Annotated in this window: 13 protein-coding genes; 5 read left to right on the top strand and 8 right to left on the bottom strand. The window is 41.9% G+C overall.

The features are described 5' to 3' along the window. Positions 1 to 192: 192 nt before the first annotated feature. Complete coding sequence (locus tag LPH68_RS03820; protein ID WP_151923401.1) at positions 193 to 1365, bottom strand: MalY/PatB family protein; 1173 nt, start codon at positions 1363 to 1365, stop codon at positions 193 to 195. Between the two features lie 68 nt (positions 1366 to 1433). Here LPH68_RS03820 and LPH68_RS03815 point away from each other — a divergent pair, with 68 nt between their 5' ends. From LPH68_RS03815 to LPH68_RS03800, 4 genes are all read left to right on the top strand, one after another. Beyond that, on the top strand, positions 1434 to 2219 hold the full coding sequence (locus LPH68_RS03815; protein ID WP_151923402.1) for a Cof-type HAD-IIB family hydrolase: 786 nt from the start codon (positions 1434 to 1436) through the stop codon (positions 2217 to 2219). A gap of 104 nt (positions 2220 to 2323) precedes the next feature. Then, positions 2324 to 4324, top strand: coding sequence for a tetratricopeptide repeat protein (locus LPH68_RS03810; protein ID WP_151923403.1), 2001 nt, complete (start codon positions 2324 to 2326; stop codon positions 4322 to 4324). An 83-nt stretch (positions 4325 to 4407) separates the two neighbouring features. Further along, entirely contained in the window at positions 4408 to 6939 is a 2532-nt protein-coding gene (locus tag LPH68_RS03805; protein WP_151923404.1) for an AsmA-like C-terminal region-containing protein, read from the top strand. Between the two features lie 80 nt (positions 6940 to 7019). Then, a complete protein-coding gene (locus LPH68_RS03800; RefSeq protein WP_015532391.1) occupies positions 7020 to 7634 on the top strand; it encodes an L-threonylcarbamoyladenylate synthase in 615 nt (204 codons plus the stop codon). 93 nt (positions 7635 to 7727) lie between these two features. Here the strand turns inward: LPH68_RS03800 and nagB are convergent, their stop codons facing one another. The 7 genes from nagB to LPH68_RS03765 all read right to left on the bottom strand — a co-directional run bounded on the left by nagB (position 7728) and on the right by LPH68_RS03765 (position 16316). Next, positions 7728 to 8540 carry a glucosamine-6-phosphate deaminase gene (gene nagB / locus LPH68_RS03795; RefSeq protein ID WP_004301540.1) on the bottom strand — a complete coding sequence of 271 codons (813 nt, stop codon included), beginning with the start codon at positions 8538 to 8540 and terminating at the stop codon, positions 7728 to 7730. Between the two features lie 51 nt (positions 8541 to 8591). Further along, positions 8592 to 9788, bottom strand: coding sequence for an FprA family A-type flavoprotein (locus LPH68_RS03790; RefSeq protein ID WP_008020770.1), 1197 nt, complete (start codon positions 9786 to 9788; stop codon positions 8592 to 8594). Positions 9789 to 9842: 54 nt separating this feature from the next. After that, on the bottom strand, positions 9843 to 10823 hold the full coding sequence (locus LPH68_RS03785) for a TIGR01212 family radical SAM protein (RefSeq protein WP_192923094.1): 981 nt from the start codon (positions 10821 to 10823) through the stop codon (positions 9843 to 9845). Positions 10824 to 11260: 437 nt separating this feature from the next. Beyond that, the gene (locus LPH68_RS03780; protein WP_004312817.1) at positions 11261 to 12079 is read right to left on the bottom strand and encodes a LytTR family DNA-binding domain-containing protein; all 819 of its coding nucleotides are present in this window, start codon (positions 12077 to 12079) and stop codon (positions 11261 to 11263) included. A 3-nt stretch (positions 12080 to 12082) separates the two neighbouring features. Further along, complete coding sequence (locus tag LPH68_RS03775) at positions 12083 to 12877, bottom strand: LiaF domain-containing protein (protein ID WP_120144438.1); 795 nt, start codon at positions 12875 to 12877, stop codon at positions 12083 to 12085. A 173-nt stretch (positions 12878 to 13050) separates the two neighbouring features. Then, positions 13051 to 14628, bottom strand: a complete 1578-nt coding sequence (locus LPH68_RS03770) for a polysaccharide lyase family 1 protein (protein WP_008642165.1) — start codon at positions 14626 to 14628, stop codon at positions 13051 to 13053. A 47-nt stretch (positions 14629 to 14675) separates the two neighbouring features. Continuing rightward, positions 14676 to 16316, bottom strand: a complete 1641-nt coding sequence (locus tag LPH68_RS03765) for a pectate lyase (protein WP_151923405.1) — start codon at positions 16314 to 16316, stop codon at positions 14676 to 14678. 297 nt (positions 16317 to 16613) lie between these two features. On the opposite strand from LPH68_RS03765, the gene LPH68_RS03760 reads away from it, so the two are divergent. Beyond that, entirely contained in the window at positions 16614 to 19835 is a 3222-nt protein-coding gene (locus LPH68_RS03760) for a TonB-dependent receptor (RefSeq protein WP_015532386.1), read from the top strand.

Genomic DNA, 19835 nt, shown 5'->3' with positions numbered 1-19835 from the left:
ATCTTTCTTTCTAAAAAAAGTGATCGGACTTGCATTCCAGTTTTCGTTTGACTTAAGTTAAGCGATAGTTTGACTTAAGTTATTCTATCGTTTGACTTAAGTCAAACGAAAACTCATTAGGGAATGAAAAAGATATTGTCTTCAAAGAAAACAATTAAATATAGTATAGCGACAGATTATTTCTTGCCAGTGCTACTTTAAATTTCTTACAGCCTGTTCAAGTTGTTTCAATGCCTGTTCCAGCACAGCACGCGGACAAGCGATATTCAGCCGCATAAATCCTTCGCCTTCTTTGCCAAACGTTGTTCCGTCATTCAATGCAAGATGTGCATCTTCTACGAAAAGGCGGTTCAGCTGGTCCTGATTGAGTCCCAACTCACGACAATCCAGGAAAATAAGATAAGAGGCTTGCGGACGAATCATTTTAATGGCGGGAATATGCTCCTTCAAATAAGTTTCCGTGAAGTCTACATTTCCTTTAATATAGCCTACCACTTGATCCAGCCATTCTGTTCCATGACTGTAAGCAGCCGCTACGCTAAGATAAGCAAACAGATGCCCTTCACTGAATTCACTTGCTTCCATATACTTCTGGAAACGGTGACGAAGTTCATCATTTTCAATGATTGCATAAGAACTGGCCAGCCCCGGCATATTGAATGCTTTGCTCGGAGACATAAAGACAAGTGAATTCATCCGTGCTTTTTCCGAAATCAAAGCAAAAGTAGGATGTTTATAAGGTGGTAAGGTCAAGTCGGCATGAATCTCGTCCGAGATCACCAGAGTACCGCTTTCATAACAGATATCAGCTATTTGAGAAAGTTCCTCTTTTGTCCATACGCGTCCGCCCGGGTTATGGGGATTACTTAAAATCAATAATTTGCATCCTTGTACATCCCGGCGAAAACGGTCAAAGTCGATATGATACTGTCCATCTTTCAGTACCAATGGGCTGTATACTACTTCACGCTCATTCTTCTGTGTTACCAAAAAGAAAGGATGATAAACAGGAGGCATGACCATTACTTTATCACCTTTTTGCGTAAAACATTGAATAACGAAAGCCAATCCGCGGACAATACCGGGAGTGAAAGTCAACATCTCTTCACGGATCGTCCAGCCATGACGCTCTTTCACCCAGTTAACAATAGACTCCGACCATTCTTTGCAAGCAAAAGTATATCCGAGCACTTCATGTTCCAGCCGTTTTCTCAAAGCCTCTATTACAAAAGGAGCCGTACGGAAATCCATATCAGCTACCCACATTGGAATCAAGTCATTGCGTCCCCAACGGCTTTCTACAGCATCCCATTTTACGGAATCTGTACCGTTACGGTTTATTATTTCATCAAAATTATAGTTCATACTGCATAATGTTTTTATGTTATGTGAGACAAAAGTAGTACATTTGTACTCAATTCAAAAAGGAATTTATGACGAAAGCTTTATTTTTTGATATAGACGGAACGCTGGTCAGTTTTGATACTCACCGTATACCGTCTTCTACCATCGAGGCGTTGGAAGCTGCCCACGCAAAAGGGCTGAAGATATTTATCGCTACCGGACGCCCGAAAGCCATTATCAACAACCTTTCCGAATTGCAGGACCGGAACCTTATCGATGGATATATAACCATGAACGGAGCCTATTGTTTTGTCGGTGAACAGGTTATTTATAAAAGTGCCATACCACAGGAAGAAGTGAAAGCAATGGCAGCTTTTTGCGAGAAGAAAGGTGTTCCCTGCATTTTCGTAGAGGAACATCATATTTCTGTCTGCCAACCTGATGATATGGTGAAAAAGATATTCTACGATTTTCTGCATGTGAATGTAATTCCTACTGTATCTTTTGAAGAAGCAACAAGCAAGGAAATTATACAGATGACTCCTTTTATCACAGAGGAAGAAGAAAAAGAAATCCGTCCGTCTATCCCCACCTGCGAAATCGGACGCTGGTATCCCTCATTCGCAGACATAACAGCCAAAGGAGACACCAAGCAGAAAGGGATTGATGAAATCATCCGTTACTTCGGCATAAAGCTGGAAGAAACAATGGCATTCGGAGATGGAGGAAATGATATCACTATGCTTCGCCACGCAGCTATCGGAGTTGCTATGGGACAGGCTAAGGAAGACGTGAAAGCCGCTGCCGATTACGTTACGGCTCCCATTGACGAGGACGGAATAAGTAAGGCAATGAAACATTTCGGAATTATTTAATAATGTGCCGATTTACCAATACACCCAAAAACTATTATCCCGCGATTTCATGACACAACGTATTGGCAAATTAACACATCAACAAATTTGCATATTATTATATTATGAGCGTAGACACTAACAACGCCGAGTTTCAGGATGCACTGAATCTGATTCAATATACCCGTCAATCGGTTTTTCTGACAGGAAAAGCCGGTACGGGAAAATCTACATTCCTGCGTTATGTCTGCGAGCATACCAAGAAGAAGCATGTCGTACTTGCACCGACCGGGATTGCCGCAATCAATGCCGGGGGAAGTACGATGCATAGCTTCTTTAAATTACCTTTTTATCCGTTATTGCCGGATGATCCTAATTTAAGTCTCCAACGTGGCCGTATTCACGAGTTCTTCAAATACACCAAGCCACATCGTAAGTTGCTGGAACAAATAGAACTGGTCATTATCGACGAAATCTCTATGGTACGGGCAGACATCATCGATGCCATCGACCGTATCTTACGAGTTTATTCACATAATCTGCGCGAACCTTTCGGTGGAAAACAACTCTTATTGGTAGGAGACGTCTTCCAACTGGAACCCGTTGTAAAGAACGATGAGCGGGACATATTGAACCGCTTCTATCCCACCCCTTACTTTTTCTCTGCCAGAGTGTTCGGACAAATAGACCTCGTCTCTATCGAACTTCAAAAAGTATATCGACAGACAGACCCTGTATTCGTCAGTGTCCTCGACCATATCCGCACCAATACAGCCGGAGCTGCAGACCTGCAACTACTTAACACCCGCTACGGAAGCCAGATTGAAGAATCTGAAGCAGATATGTACATCACACTCGCCACCCGAAGAGATACGGTCGACTCCATTAATGAGAAGAAATTAGCAGAACTCCCCGGAGATTCCATTACTTTTGAAGGCGTCATCGAAGGAGATTTTCCGGAAAGCAGTCTGCCTACTTCACAAGAGCTTGTACTCAAACCCGGTGCACAAATCATCTTCATCAAGAATGATTTCGATCGCAGATGGGTAAACGGTACGATTGGTGTCATTGCCGGAATTGATGAGGAAGAAGAAACCATCTACGTCATCACCGACGATGGAAAAGAATGTGACGTAAAACTGGAATCATGGCGAAATATCCGCTACCACTACAACGAAAAAACAAAAGAAATAGAAGAAGAAGTATTAGGCAGCTTCACTCAATACCCCATCCGGTTAGCATGGGCCATCACTGTTCATAAAAGTCAGGGACTGACCTTCAGCCGTGTAGTCATCGACTTCACCGGCGGTGTATTTGCCGGAGGACAAGCATACGTAGCACTTAGCCGTTGTACCTCACTGGACGGCATCCAGCTCAAAAAGCCTGTCAACCGTGCCGATGTCTTCGTCCGTCCCGAAATCGTCAACTTTGCCGGACGTTTCAACAACCGCCAAGCCATCGACAAAGCCCTGAAACAAGCACAGGCCGATGTGCAATATGCCGCCGCTTCACGTGCCTTCGACAAAGGGGATATGGAAGAATGTCTGGAACAGTTTTTCCGTGCCATCCATTCCCGCTACGATATTGAGAAACCTGTTCCCCGTCGTTTGATCCGCCGTAAACTCGGCATTATCAATACACTGAAAGAGCAGAACAAGAAGCTCAAAGAACAGATGCGCGAACAACAGGAACGTATACGACAATACGCCCACGAGTACCTGTTAATGGGAAACGAATGTATCACCCAAGCCCACGACGTACGTGCCGCCCTTGCCAACTACGACAAAGCCCTTAGTCTCGACCCCAACTACATAGATGCCTGGATAAGAAAAGGAATCACACTCTTCAACAACAAAGAGTACTTCGACGCTGAAAACTGTTTCAACACCGCAGTCAGCCTCCATCCTGCAAACTTTAAAGCAGTCTATAACCGTGGAAAGCTCCGACTAAAAACAGAAAACACAGAAGGCGCCATCGCCGACCTGGACAAAGCCACCAGCCTGAAACCCGAACACGCCGGCGCACACGAACTTTTCGGGGATGCCCTGTTAAAAGCCGGAAAAGAAGTTGAAGCTGCGTTACAATGGAGAATTGCAGAGGAACTGAAGAAAAAGAAGAATCCCTAAAAATTTCTCTTTTATCTCTTATTATCAAAAAGTTTTATTAGTTTTGCTCTTCATTATATCTCAAACTCTTAAAATAGAAGCAAATGAAAAAAGGTTTGAAAATCGCAGCTATCACCGTAGGAGTAATTATCATTCTGATGTTCCTTCTTCCTTTCGCCTTCCAAGGAAAGATAGCCGACATTGTAAAAACAGAAGGCAACAAGATGCTTAACGCACAATTTGACTTTAAGAACCTTAACATTAGTCTGTTCCGCAATTTTCCACAGGCTTCTGTCACTCTCGAAGATTTCTGGCTGAAGGGTACGGGTGAATTTGCCAATGACACCCTTGTACAAGCCGGAGAAGTTACCGCCGCAGTCAACTTATTCTCCCTTTTCGGAGATAGCGGTTACGATATTTCTAAAATATTTATCGAAGACACGAAGTTACATGCCATTATCTTGCCGGACGGACGTGCCAACTGGGATATCATGAAACCGGATACAATAGCAACAGCCGAAACACCTGTTGCAGAAGAAGAAGAAGCCTCTTCTCCTTTCAAAGTCAAGCTGCAACGCTTTGTTATCAAAAACATGAATCTGATTTATGACGATCAACAAGGAAAGATGTATGCTGATATCCGCGACTTCAACGCTATTTGTGCCGGAGACTTAGGAAGCGAACGTACCACTCTGAAACTGGAAGCGGAAACCAAATCACTCACCTACAAGATGAATGGAATCCCTTTCCTGGCAAATGCCAATATCTCCGCCAAGATGGACGTAGATGCCGACCTTGCCAACAACAAATACACATTGAAAGACAACACTATCCGCCTCAACGCCATTCAGGCAGGAATCGACGGTTGGGTAGCCTTGAAAGACCCGGCTATCGACATGGACTTGAAACTTAACACGAATGATATAGGCTTCAAGGAAATTTTGTCATTAATTCCCGCCATTTACGCCACAGAATTCTCCAGTCTGAAAACAGACGGAACTGCAACGCTTACCGCAACGGCCAAAGGTATCCTGCAAGGAGACACCGTTCCGGCATTCAATATTGACATGCAAGTCAAGAATGCCATGTTCCGCTATCCGGCTTTACCGGCAGGAGTAGATCAAATCAACATCAGTGCCAACGTTCAAAATCCCGGAGGAAATATAGACCTGACTACGGTCAACATCCATCCGTTCAGTTTCCGCCTTGCCGGAAATCCGTTTAGCCTGACAGCTACTGTGAAAACGCCGATCAGTGATCCGGATTTTAAAGCAGAAGCGAAAGGAGTACTCAACTTAGGTATGATCAAACAAGTCTACCCGCTTGGAGACATGGAGTTGAACGGTACCATCGACGCCGATATGCAAATGTCGGGACGCCTCTCATCCATCGAAAAAGAAGAATACGAACGTATACAAGCCTCGGGCACTATCGGACTGACGGGCATGAAACTCAAAATGAAAGATATGCCGGATGTAGAAATTAAAAAGTCTCTCTTCACCTTCACTCCGAAATACCTCCAGTTGAGTGAAACAACTGTCAACATCGGAAAAAACGATATCACCGCCGACAGCCGATTTGAAAACTACATCGGTTATGTATTGAAAGGTAGCACATTGAAAGGAAACCTGAATATTCGTTCCAACTACTTCAATCTGAACGACTTCATCACCGCTTCTGCCGATGAAGCCTCCACATCAGAAGCTGCGTCCACCGATTCCGTAGCTACAGCCGCCACAGGTATTGTTGAAGTTCCCCGTAACATCGACTTCCAAATGGACGCTAACCTGAAACAGGTGTTATTCGACAAGATGTCTTTCAACAATATGAATGGCAAACTTGTTGTAAAAGACGGCAAAGTGGATATGAAAAACCTGTCCATGAACACCATGGGTGGTAATGTAGTGATGAACGGCTACTACTCCACCGCCAACGTAAAGAAGCCGGAAATGAAAGCCGGATTCAAACTCTCCAATATTGGTTTTGCGCAAGCTTACAAAGAACTGGATATGGTGCAGAAAATGGCTCCTATCTTCGAAAACCTGAAAGGTAATTTCTCCGGAAGCATCAACGTCCTGACAGATTTGGATGCAGCCATGAGCCCCGTACTGAATACGATGCAGGGTGACGGTAGCCTTTCCACCCGCGACCTTAGTTTAAGCGGAGTAAAAGCAATCGACCAGATAGCCGATGCCGTGAAGCAACCCAGTCTGAAAGACATGAAAGTGAAAGACATGACATTGGATTTCACCATCAAAGACGGCCGCGTAGAAACCAAACCGTTTGATATCAAGATGGGAGACTACACACTGAATCTTTCCGGCAGCACAGGACTCGATCAAACCATCGACTATTCCGGTAAAGTGAAACTGCCCGCATCCGTAGGCAATATCTCTAAGTTAATGACTCTTGACTTGAAAATCGGAGGTTCGTTCACCTCTCCGAAAGTCAGCGTAGATACTAAAAGCATGGCCAACCAAGCTGTCGAAGCCGTAGCCGATGAAGCAATCAGCAAACTCGGACAGAAACTTGGCCTGGACTCTGCCGCTACCGCCAACAAAGACTCAATCAAACAGAAAGTCACAGAGAAAGCTGCGGAAAAGGCATTGGATTTCTTAAAAAAGAAACTCAAATAAAAAGAGAAAATAATAACCATTTAACCCCACTCGTCCCTCCTCCTTCTCCTTTGCGAGAGGGAAGGGATGAAGCTTTTAATATGCTACTGAAACTATATGATAAAAACAATAACCCGCAGGATTTACAACGAATCATCGATATCCTGAATGACGGCGGACTTATCATCTATCCTACCGATACGATGTACGCCATCGGCTGCCATGGTCTGAAGGAACGTGCCATAGAACGGATCTGCCGGATTAAAGAAATAGACCCTCGAAAAAACAATCTGTCTATCATCTGTTATGACTTAAGTAGTATCAGCGAATACGCAAAAGTAGACAATAACGTATTCAAACTGATGAAGCATAATCTTCCGGGACCATTTACCTTTATTTTGAACGGCACCAACCGGTTACCGAAAATCTTCCGCAACCGGAAAGAAGTAGGTATCCGTATGCCGGACAACAACATCATCCGTGAAATCGCACGCCTGCTGGACGCTCCCATTATGACCACCACACTGCCATACGAAGAGCACGAGGACTTGGAATATATGACTGATCCCGAACTTATAGATGAAAAGTTCGGCGACATCGTCGATCTGGTCATTGACGGTGGTATCGGAGGTATAGAACCTTCAACGGTTGTGAAATGCACGGACAACGAACTGGAAATCGTCCGACAGGGAAAAGGCTGGCTAGAAGAGAATTAATTCCGCAGACAGCTATCTCTAACATACAAAATGGGCTGCAATCAATTCAACACTGATGCAGCCCATTCTCTTTTTATAGAATCAGTTTTATGCTTACTTAATCAAAGATTCCGGATCTAAATGAGCAGACTCGATATCTTTGAAGTAACGGTAAGTACCTACTTTCAATTCCGCCGTAGCAGCATCATCACAAACAATAATACCTTTTTCATGCATTTGCAATGCACTGATTGTCCACATCTGTGTGATAGCACCTTCTACTGCATGATACAAAGCACGAGCTTTGTTATGACCGTTTACAATAATCATCACTTCCTTTGCAGAAAGCACAGTACCCACTCCCACTGTCAAAGAAGTCTTAGGAACTTTATTGATGTCATTATCGAAGAAACGGGAGTTAGCAATGATGGTATCCATCGTCAATGTTTTCTGACGAGTGCGTGAAGTCAATGAAGATCCCGGTTCGTTGAACGCAATATGTCCGTCAGGACCGATACCGCCCATGAACAGGTCGATGCCGCCGTATGACTTGATCTTTTCTTCATAACGTGCACACTCTGCATCCAAATCCGGAGCATTACCATTCAGAATATTCGTATTCTCCGGTTTGATGTCAATATGACCGAAAAAGTTATTCCACATGAAAGAATAATAGCTTTCCGGATGTTCTTTCGGCAATCCTACATATTCGTCCATGTTGAATGTTACCACATTCTGGAAGGAAACGATTCCTTTCTTATTCAGGTCGATCAAAGCTTTATACATACCCAGAGGAGAAGATCCGGTGGGACAGCCCAATACAAATGGTTTTTCGGGGGTTGGATTGGCAGCTTTTATTTTAGCAGCAACATAATGTGCTGCCCACAGAGATACGGACTGATAGTCCGGCTGAATAATAAGTCTCATAAGTCGATTGTTTTATAGGTTAGTTAATAAATTATTATCTCATTCACAGTTTTAACGATCTTTCTTCAAACGATCCGCCATGGCACGTGCCAGGTTTTCACATTGAGTATAAGTCAGGTCTTTCATTGCCTGTTTCATCTCCACCGGATCACCGACCAATTCGAATTTGCTCTTTTCCGCAAACTCTGCCAGACGCTTCACCGCAGCACCTGCCCATGTGAAAGAACCGAAGTAACCCAAATAGCGCCCTTTCACCTCACGCAACAGAATCTTTGAGAGCAGCGCTTCCACTTCCGGGAATATCTGATTGCTATACGTAGGAGAACCGATAATCAATCCCTTGTAACGGAAAATATCCGCTATAATATAAGAAGGATGGCTCTTTGTCACATTATGCATGACGATGTTCTTAACACCCTGTGCCGAAAGCTCTTCAGCAATAGCTTCCGCCATTTGCTCCGTATTTCCATACATGCTTCCATAAGCAATAACAACACCTTCGTCTGCATCATAACGACTCAAACGGTCATAGATACCAATTACCTTGGCAATATTCTCTGTCCATACCGGTCCATGTGTAGAACAGATGGCAGAAATAGGTAGTCCGCCCAATTTTTGCAAAGCTTTTTGCACGGGGCTTCCGTATTTGCCTACGATGTTAGAGTAGTAACGAACCATTTCCCCCCAATACTTATCCACATTGATCCGCGTATCCAGGAATCCGCCATCTACAGTGCCAAAGCATCCGAATCCGTCGCCGGAGAAAAGAACGCCGTCCGTTTCATCAAAAGTCATCATCGTTTCCGGCCAATGCACCATCGGAGTCATATAAAAACGCAGTTTATGATGTCCCAAAGCTAAGAAATCACCTTCCTTTACCAGATACTGTTCGCCGGTTACACCGTAGAAACCTTCAATCATACCGAAGGTCTGCTTGTTACCCACAATAATAATTTCCGGATAATGTTGCTTAATCAGTCGGATAGATCCCGAATGATCCGGTTCCATGTGGTTTATAATCAAATAATTAATGGGACGTTCTCCAATCACTTGCTTGATCTTACGCAAGTAGACTTCAAAATAACAAATATCTACCGTATCCACCAATGCCACCATTTCATCATCAATCAGATAAGAGTTATATGAAACTCCATAGGGCAATGGCCACATCCCTTCAAATCTGTGCTTGTTACGGTCATTCACTCCCACATAGTGGACATTTCCTTTAATTCTTGTTTTATGTTCCATTCTTCAAATCCATTTATATTTCTTCCACCATCTATATTCCGCTCAAACAGCTATTTATTCAGTGGTAAGTTTATCGTCTGCAAAAATAATCCTTTTTTCCGAATCCCTATACTTCTTACCTTGATAAGCACCTCTTTCTTTCATTCTTTTTTGTAAACGCGCTACAAATTCATAATTTTTCAATCCCCAGTCCGGAGCTATTAATAAATCTTTAGGAGATTGGGAAACAAAACGCTCCACAACTATATCGGGACGGAGATGTTCTACATAATCAATCACCAGATCAATGTATTCCTCCACCTCGTTAAACAAATAAAAACCATCAGGAGCTTCATCATACTCATGCGCCATTCGTGTACCACGAATCAATTGCAACTGATGGATCTTGAGTGTAGCTAAAGGCAGGTCGGAAAGTATTTCCGCTTGTGCCACCATCGTATCATGCGTTTCTCCCGGAAGTCCGAGGATGATATGTCCGCCTGTCAGGATGCCACAGCCAGCTGTCCGTCGGACGGCTGCCACCGTATCGGCATAAGTATGCCCCCGGTTTATGCGTTTTAAGGTTTCGTCACAAGTGCTCTCGATCCCATATTCAACCATAAGGAAAGTATGTTTGTTCAATTCTTCCAAGTAACGCAACAAACTCTCCGGCATACAATCGGGGCGTGTACCTATCACCAATCCGACCACCCCGTCTACCGTCAACGCTTCTTCATATTTACGCTTCAAGCCTTCCAGTTCGGCATACGTATTGGTATAAGCCTGAAAATAGGCCAAATATTTCATTTCCGGATATTTATGGGCAAAAAAGCATTTACCTTCTTCCAATTGGGTAGTGATAGACTTCTCTGTCCGGCAGTAATCCGGATTAAAAGTCTGGTTATTGCAATATGTACATCCGCCCCATCCTTTTGTTCCGTCACGATTAGGACAAGTGAAACCTGCGTTCAATGAAATCTTTTGTACCTTGTAAGGAAAATATTTCCGCAAAAAAGTAGGAAAATCATTATATAATAGCTGCGTAGACATGTTCATTCACTTCTTTCTTTATTTTACCTACAAACATAAGCAAAATCAGCGAGTTATGGAAAGTTGACACAAAATATCTTCAATATATTAAAAATTTCATAAATTCCATAAGATAAATTAATAAACATTGCTATTCAAAAAACTATTTAATTAACTTTGTAATGATTTTAGGCATTGGCAGGAGGATACTTGTGAAAGTCTTGTGCAATTATTCCCCAATTATGATTTCATCTCACCATACCCCATGCAACTCTTGTCAATAAAATTATCCTCTTTATATTCTGAATAAGATTATAAAGAGGATTTTTTTAACGAATATTATTCATTTCACTTTTCCAAAACAAAGAAGCGAGATCAATACTATTACCCAACCGATCTGCTAGATGAAACATTTATAACAGGGCTGTAGTGATAGTATATTACAAAATCAGAATAAACAGATTTTATATCCCCAACCGTTCTTTCAGCAACCGGTAGCCGGAAAGGCTAACCCGAAGTTTCACTCCATTCTTCAATAATAACTGATAGGTTTCTTTTCCAAAAAGCTCGACCCGGGAAATCTGCGTAACATTCACAATCGTAGAACGATGCACCCGAACAAATGTATCCGGAGAGAGATGAGTTTCAAAATACTTCATAGTCTGCTCTTTCAGGTATTCGCCTGTGGGGGTTATCAGCATCACATAATCTCCACATGCTTGTATGTAAATCAATTCGTCTGCCTTCACCAAATGAATCCGGGAGCCGTCTTTCACTGTAATACGATCTACCCATTCCATGGCTGACTCTTTCTGCTGTTCAGCCACATTCACCTGATGTACAGCCAGTTCTTTTTCCATTTCCTGATTTTGTACTTCTTCTTTTGTGACTATCAAGCGGTACCATAGAGTAATGGCAATTAAAACCGGTAGTCCGAACAATAACCGGAAAGGGATTGTCTGCGCAAAAGGAACATAGGACACTCCTACAATTCTCACCATTATGTCACAGACCATAAAACTTCCTGCCAGCCAAAGCAGACTTCCAACGATAATCATAATTACATCCGTCTGGAACAACGAGACAAGACCGACCACAAACCATGCCAGATAGGCGATAGCCGCCAACCAACCGATCGTTACTATTCCATCTACCAAAGCGGGAAGATAATCGTTTCCGGTGTATCCACAGACTAAAGCTACTTGGAATACAACCAGAATCAATGCCAGCACCAGCATCGGAATCCAACGAAAAGGAGATTCTATAATCGGATGTGCTTTCATACGCTAGTCTTTAACCTCCAAGCCTCCGAAAGAAAGTGTTCCCCGAATTACTAATACACTCTCCTTATTTATATTTCCATTCTGCCAACGTTTATCATCACATCCTCCAAAGAAAGCATTGCATTTAAACACGACTTTCCAGTCAGAAGGGACATATATCTCAACTCCTCCCCAACTGCAATCCAAATCTATGTATGTTTCTCCGGGTGCAATATGGGTATGGCGCAAATCAATCGTCGTTCCTCCGAAAGATGTGCGAATGACAGCTCCTTTAAACAATTCGTCAAGCACCACGTGACGGGCAGCTCCCCAAACATTTTCGGCACGCAGAAAACCATCTACTGACTCTGACTGCTGTTGTTCACTTTCAAAGTTCATGCCGGGTTGTCCCTGATGCATCTTCATCCACTTCTGACGGTGCTGCATGGCATGATGGTGCGCCCAGTGCCCCCGCCTGTTCTTGCCGGATTTAAAAAAGAATAAGACACCTGCTGTTATCAGAGCGATAGGCCATACCATTGCCTGCGAATTTTCAGGCAACCATGAAAGCCCTCCAATCAAAAAATACACACCTATCAACAAAAGGATGATTCCACCGATGAAATGGCGGCGAATTATAGAATATATACCTAATATAATAAGGAGTGAATGCCAGGATACGATCATATCGAAGACTTCAGATGTAATCCATCCCATATTACGGGCAAACAGCAGAATCCCGGAAAGGATAAAAAGCGAAGCTATCAGTGTTTTACCGGAAAAGCCTGTAGCAGTGGGAAATTTTTGTTTCTCTTCCATTGTCTCTATTACTAATTGATTAATGGTTCAAAGATACATCATTTCTCACTGCTTCTACAGCCTTTTCTGTTGATTTCCGGTATAAATTCCGATGAATGCCGGATAAAAACCGGTGAAACTGACTATAAAGTATCTTACCTGATAAAGATAATTCTTAATACGATGTTTGCAGATTACTTTTTTCCACCGCTATTTTGTTTTTCAATAATGTCATGCACCAAACTATTCATATACATTTCCAGATTTGTATACTGGCCATATTTATCTATCGTTTTTCCATTGCCATCAGAAGCATCATGAGGATTTAATCCGAATTTTCTCTCCCATGCATCAGGCATACCATCATTATCAGAATCAATCAAGGTACTTCTCTGTAAAAGAACTGGCCATGCGGAAACATTTTCCGAAGTATTTAACGAGAGCAAATCATCCTGACTATCTATCAATCCTGGTTTCGGATATCCTTCACTTTTCCAAATACCTCCTTCTCCATTATGAATATTCAAACCTTTATATCCAGCTGTTCTCGTACGTGTTTCCTTCACAATACGTGCATCCACATCATCTCGGTGTAATGAACACCCCGCATAATCCAACACTTGTTTATAAGCATTGAAAGCAGAATGTGTCGTTACCGATGCAAATTCATGAGGTTTGTCCAATCGAATCGAGTCTTTAGTTTTTTGCGTAACTACTTTCTTATAATTATTCGAAAATTGATTGTAAACTCCATATTCCCAATTATTAGCTGTAGCCTTTTGGCTGTTTTTATCATCTGCCCCTCCATCTACAACGTTACCATCGATATAATACTTTCCCCACAGATACCCCCCATTCCTATTTTCTGTTGCATCTATAGCAAAAATCCGTCCACGTTTAGAGCCTGTCACCGTTGCAGGACCAGGTTTATAATAATTGTTCACTATATTAATATTCATCCTTTCACCACCATACGAACTGTTCATACCCCAATTATAGATCACATTATTGCGAAAATCGACATAATCACCATCACATTCTCCATTCTTACGTACCTTAGCTCCTAATCCGAAACGGGGATTCCGGCTATCATGATGGGCTAATAAATTATGATGATAAGAAGAGTGTTCACCTCCCCAAATTCCTCCATATCCATGAGGACCTTTGGTATGTCCACCTAATCTAAGACTTTCAGAAATAATGCACCACTGCATAGTAAAATCATCATTTTCATAAAAAGAGGCACATTCATCTGTACACCAGCTGATAGAGCAATGGTCTATAATCACATTCCTTGCCCCTTTTCCTCCTAAAGCATCTGCACCGTCAGGATGCACACATTCTTTATTACCCATACGGAAACGTAAAAAACGGAGAATTACATTACTAGCATAATTTGTCACCGGATAACCCGCTATGCATATACCGTTTCCCGGTGCAGTTTGTCCCGCAATGGTCAAATTCCCTTTCCGTATTTTTAGGTCTTTATGCAGAAATATTGTACCGGACACTTGAAAAATGATAGTACGAGGACCATCCAACTTTTCTATACCATAACGTAAAGTGCCAGGCATCCCATCATCTGCTAAAGAAGTAACAATATACACTTCACCTCCACGTCCGCCTGTAGTCATACGTCCATATCCTTCTGCTCCGGGAAAAGCAGCCAACTCTCCAAAATCAAGAGTGTTACCAATACCAGAAAAGGCAAAAACAGCCTCATTTCCGATCAGAGTTAATAAAACGGTTAGACAACGAAAGATCAAATTCATATTCATATTTTTATTTATGGAATAATACAAAAATACACCAAATTTATTTATTGTACTCCTCCTTTATTCTGTTCCTCAACAATCTTTTGTACCAAGCTATTCATATACATCTCCAGATTTGTATATGTTCCTTCCTCATCTACTGTTTTACCATTTCGGTCAGAAGCATCATTCGGATTCAAACCATACTTTTTTTCCCATTCATCAGGCATACCATCATTATCCGAATCCTTCAGAATAACACCTTGTACCAATTCAGGCCATGCTGAAGATTCTCCAACAGGAATCACATCATCCTGACTATCAATGATACCTTTCTTTGGATACCCCACGCTTTTCCAATCAATACCTTCAACAACTCCCTGACCATTGTGCTCGTTCATTCCCTGATAGTTCGCAGTCCCGGTACGAGTCTCCTGAACAATACGTTCATCCACTCTATCCCTGTGCAAAGAACAACCTGCATAATCCATAACACGCTCAAAAGCCGTACGAGCATCATGAGTGGTAACAGTACCTGTTTCTACAGGAGTGGTACGTTTAAGAGCTTTTTTTGTACCTTCATCCAACGTTCCATACTTTTTATCAAACTGATTATAAACTCCGTACTCCCAGTTATCCTTTGTAGCCTTCATACAACGATCGTAATCAGCCGCACCATTAATTTGCCCATCATCCACCACATTTCCTTGGATAAAGAAATCTCCCCAAGTGTCAAAAATGGCCGGATATGATTTCTTATCCGAATCACTCACTTTTTTGTCAATGGCAATAATACGTCCACGTTTAGAAGTACCAGTAGGAGTGGCAGGCCCCGGCTTATAAAAATTATTCACAATATTTACATGCATGGCTTCTCCACCATAACAAGAGTTTCCACACCAGTTATAAATGACATTATTACGCATATCAACAATTTCATTCTCTTTTGTCGAATTAACTCCAGGACCTAGACGAGGATTACGGCTATCATGATGTGCCAATAGATTATGGTGAAAAGAAGCTTTCATACCTCCCCATATACCACCATAGCCATGAGGACCTTTTGTATGCCCACCTAAACGCAGACTTTCAGAAATAAGACACCATTGCAGTGTAAAATTCTCATTTTGATAGAAAGAAACACACTCGTCAGTACACCAACTCATAGAACAATGATCAATCATTATATTTTTATGATACCGGCCGCCAAAGGCGTCGGCTCCGTCTGCACTGACATCTTCTTTATTTCCCATTCGAAAACGCATAAAACGGACAATAACATTGTCTGCTTCCAAGAAAACCGGATAACCAGCCAAACAAATACCATCCCCCGGAGCCGTCTGGCCTGCAATGGTCAAATCTCCATTCTTAATCTTTAAATCACCATTTAAATGAATAGTTCCGGATACCTGGAAAACAATTGTACGTTTTCCGCTTAGTTTCTCAATACCATAACGTAAAGTTCCGTTCTGTAACTTGTCCTCCAATGAAGTAACAATATATACATCGCCACCACGCCCACCGGTTGTGTAGCGTCCATGTCCTTCTGCCCCAGGAAAAGCTGGTATCTTTTCATCTTGAGTTTCTCCAGTCCCCTCAGGTTCTTTAGGCAATTCATTTGCGTCACTACCATCAGTACACGCCAGGATTCCAAAAGCAAACAAAATGGCCAAACACCATTTACTTAGAATTATATCCATTTTCATACATTATTAGATTAATGAGGGCAAAAGTAGGCAGGATAAAGAAAAGTCTTGTTCAAATTTTGTTTTTCCAAATCATTAAAATCGATAAAACAAGGCTTTTCAAGCTAGCATGTGTATTTTTTGTTTTAAAACTATTCTAAAAATGCCTGCCGGCTATTAAAAAACAAAAAATACTAGGTGAAAAACAAATATTGCACATATCTATATTCACATTCATATACTTTTGTACCGAGGAATTAACTCTAAATGTGAGTACAGAATCAAAACAATAACCATTAATTAATAAACATGCAAAGAATGTCTAACAAAGTGAAAAACATGCGCAGTTGGCTGCTAATGCTATTTGCAGCGATATCGCTTGGCGTATCAGCGCAAACAATTACCGTAAAAGGTAATGTGAAAGACACAACAGGAGAACCGATCATCGGAGCTTCTGTAGTAGAGAAAGGTAATACTACCAATGGTACAATTACTGATTTAGATGGTAACTATTCTATCAAGGTTCCTTCAAAAGCAACCCTTACAATTTCTTATATCGGAATGAAAACTCAGGATATTGCTGTAAAAGGACAAAGTCAAATTAATGTCACTCTTTCCGATGATACACAAGCATTGGACGAAGTTGTGGTAATTGGTTACGGAACCGTTGCAAAAAAGGATTTGACTGGTTCCGTATCTTCCGTTAGTGCCAAACAGATAGCTGCCATTCCGGTATCTTCTGCATCAGAAGCATTACAGGGAAAAATGGCTGGTGTATCTATCACAACGACTGAAGGTTCTCCTGATGCAGACGTAAAAATCCGCGTACGTGGTGGCGGTTCTCTATCTCAAGACAATTCACCGCTTTATATCGTAGACGGATTTCCCGTATCAAGTATCTCTGATATTGCTCCAACAGATATTCAATCGGTAGATGTATTGAAAGATGCTTCTTCTACTGCTATTTATGGTGCCCGTGGTGCAAACGGTGTTATCATCATTACTACTAAATCCGGTCAGGAAGGTAAGGTGCAGGTAAACTTCGGTGCATCTTACGGTTTGCGCAAAGTGACCAAGATGGTCGATGTACTCAATCCGTATGAGTTTGTGATGTGGCAACAAGAATTAGACCAAAAAAGTTTTAATTATGGCACCTTTGACGATCTGGAGATTTATAAATCATACACAGACACCGACTATCAAGGAGAAATATTTGGTCGCACCGGTAATCAACAACAATACAATATTAGTGTCAGTGGTGGAAACAAAGATACCAAATTCAATATCAGTTATTCACGTAACGACGAAAAAAGTATCATGTTGAACTCAGGTTTTGCCAAAGACAACATCAATGCTAAAATAAATACAAAAATCAACAAATGGCTAACATTTGACTTCAATGCCCGTTTATCCTATCAAAAAGTAAAAGGAACCGGAAGCGGTGCAGACGACAATCAATCAAGTGCAACCACTTCTGTAAATGCACGCTCTGTAGTATTTGCTCCTGTTGAAAAATTAATCAGTGGCGGCAGTGACGATGATGAAAACGTTAATAACGCACGTTACACGCCTATCGAAATATTGAACGCGACTTACAAACGTGTTAGCCGCTTCCAGCAAAACTACAATGCCGGAGTGAACTGGGAACCCGTAAAAGGACTTAAATTCAGAAGCGAATTCGGATATGGATGGAAATACAATAATACTGACCAAGTATGGGGGGTGGAAGCTACAAACAACAGTAAATATGGAAATCCGGGAATGCCCCAAGCGTTATTAACCAAACTTATCAACAAGAACTGGAGAAACGCCAATACTGTTACATATAATAACGATAAAATGTTCAATTTGAACCACAGAATGAATGTCATGTTAGGTCATGAAGTATCCAGCAGCTACGACCACAAAACAACAATGACATCTGTCGGTTTCCCTAAAAACATGTCAATAAAAGAAGTACTTGCTAATATGGGACAAGGTCAGGCACTTCCCACAGATACATACATTGGTATCAAAGACAACTTGCTCTCTTTTTTCGGACGTATCAACTACACCATTAACGATAAATACCTGATGACTTTCACCATGCGTGCAGACGGCTCCAGCAAATTTGCCTCCGGCAATCAATGGGGATACTTCCCTTCACTGGCTTTAGCATGGCGTATATCCGACGAAGCTTTCATGAGAAACTCCCAAGAATGGCTTTCCAACTTAAAACTTCGTTTAAGCATCGGTACGGCAGGAAACAATCGGATTCCCTCCGGGTCGCTAGAAACAACTTACTCACTGGCAGGTTCGGGAGACAAACATATCTATTTCAACAATACAAGCAGCGTGGTTCTGCAAAGAGGTAAAAACTTGTCCAACCCGAACTTGAAATGGGAAACAACGCTCACTCGTAATATAGGTTTGGATTTCGGCTTCTGGAACGGACGCCTTTCCGGTAGCTTAGATGCATACTGGAACACGACCAAAGATTTGTTGATGCAAACTACCCTCCCCAAAGGAGCTGGTTATGAGTTCCAATATCAGAATTTCGGTCAAACCTCTAACAAAGGTATTGAGCTTGCTTTAGACGCTATCCTTGTCGACCAAAAAGATTTCGGTCTGAATTTCAACTTCAACATTTCTTATAATCAAGCTAAAATTGACAAACTGCCTACAAATAAAATCTGGCAAAGCAGTGGCTGGGGCGGCAGTCTAATCGCTGGTATCGATGATTTCCTAATTGAAGAAGGTGGAAGACTGGGTGAAGTATACGGTTATAAACTAGATGGTTTCTATACCACAGAAGACTTTACTTGGGATAATGGATGGAAACTTAAGGAAGGACGTGTCAATCCGACGGAATCGGGCATGAAAGTCAATAATTTCGGTCCTGGATCCCCCAAACTGAAAGCAAATGCAGATGGTAAAATCGAGAAAGAACGCCTTGGAAATACAATCCCGAAAATAACTGGCGGTTTCGGTATCAATGCACGATATAAGAGCTTTGATTTAAGTGCATTCTTTAACTATTCATTGGGAAACAAAATTATCAACGCTACCAAACTTGCTTCCGGATTCTATAGTGACACAAAAAAAGATTGGAATCTGAACAATGAATTCAACCTTAGCAAACGTTACACTTGGATTGACCCTGCCAACGGAATGGACATGACTTCCAAAAGCTATATCAACGAATTTGGAAGCGACTATGCCATCAACCGTCTAAATGAAATAAATGCCGGTGCCAGCATATTCAACCCAGCTTCCATCACACAGATTCCACTTTTGGACTGGGCTGTAGAAGACGGTGCCTTCCTGCGTGTCAACAACATTTCCATCGGTTACACATTGCCGAAAGTTTTCGTACAAAAACTACAAATGCAGAATGTGCGTATCTACTTTACAGGATACAACCTCTACTGCTTCACTAAATATTCCGGTGCCGATCCGGAAGTAGACACTTGTCGCAAAACACCTATGACTCCGGGCATAGACTATTCGGCCTATCCTAAAAGCCGTTCATTTGTAGGTGGTATAAATGTTACATTCTAA

Source organism: Bacteroides sp. 1_1_30 (genome assembly GCF_020982715.1).
GTDB lineage: Bacteria > Bacteroidota > Bacteroidia > Bacteroidales > Bacteroidaceae > Bacteroides > Bacteroides xylanisolvens.
This window is presented reverse-complemented; position numbering and strand designations above follow the sequence as displayed.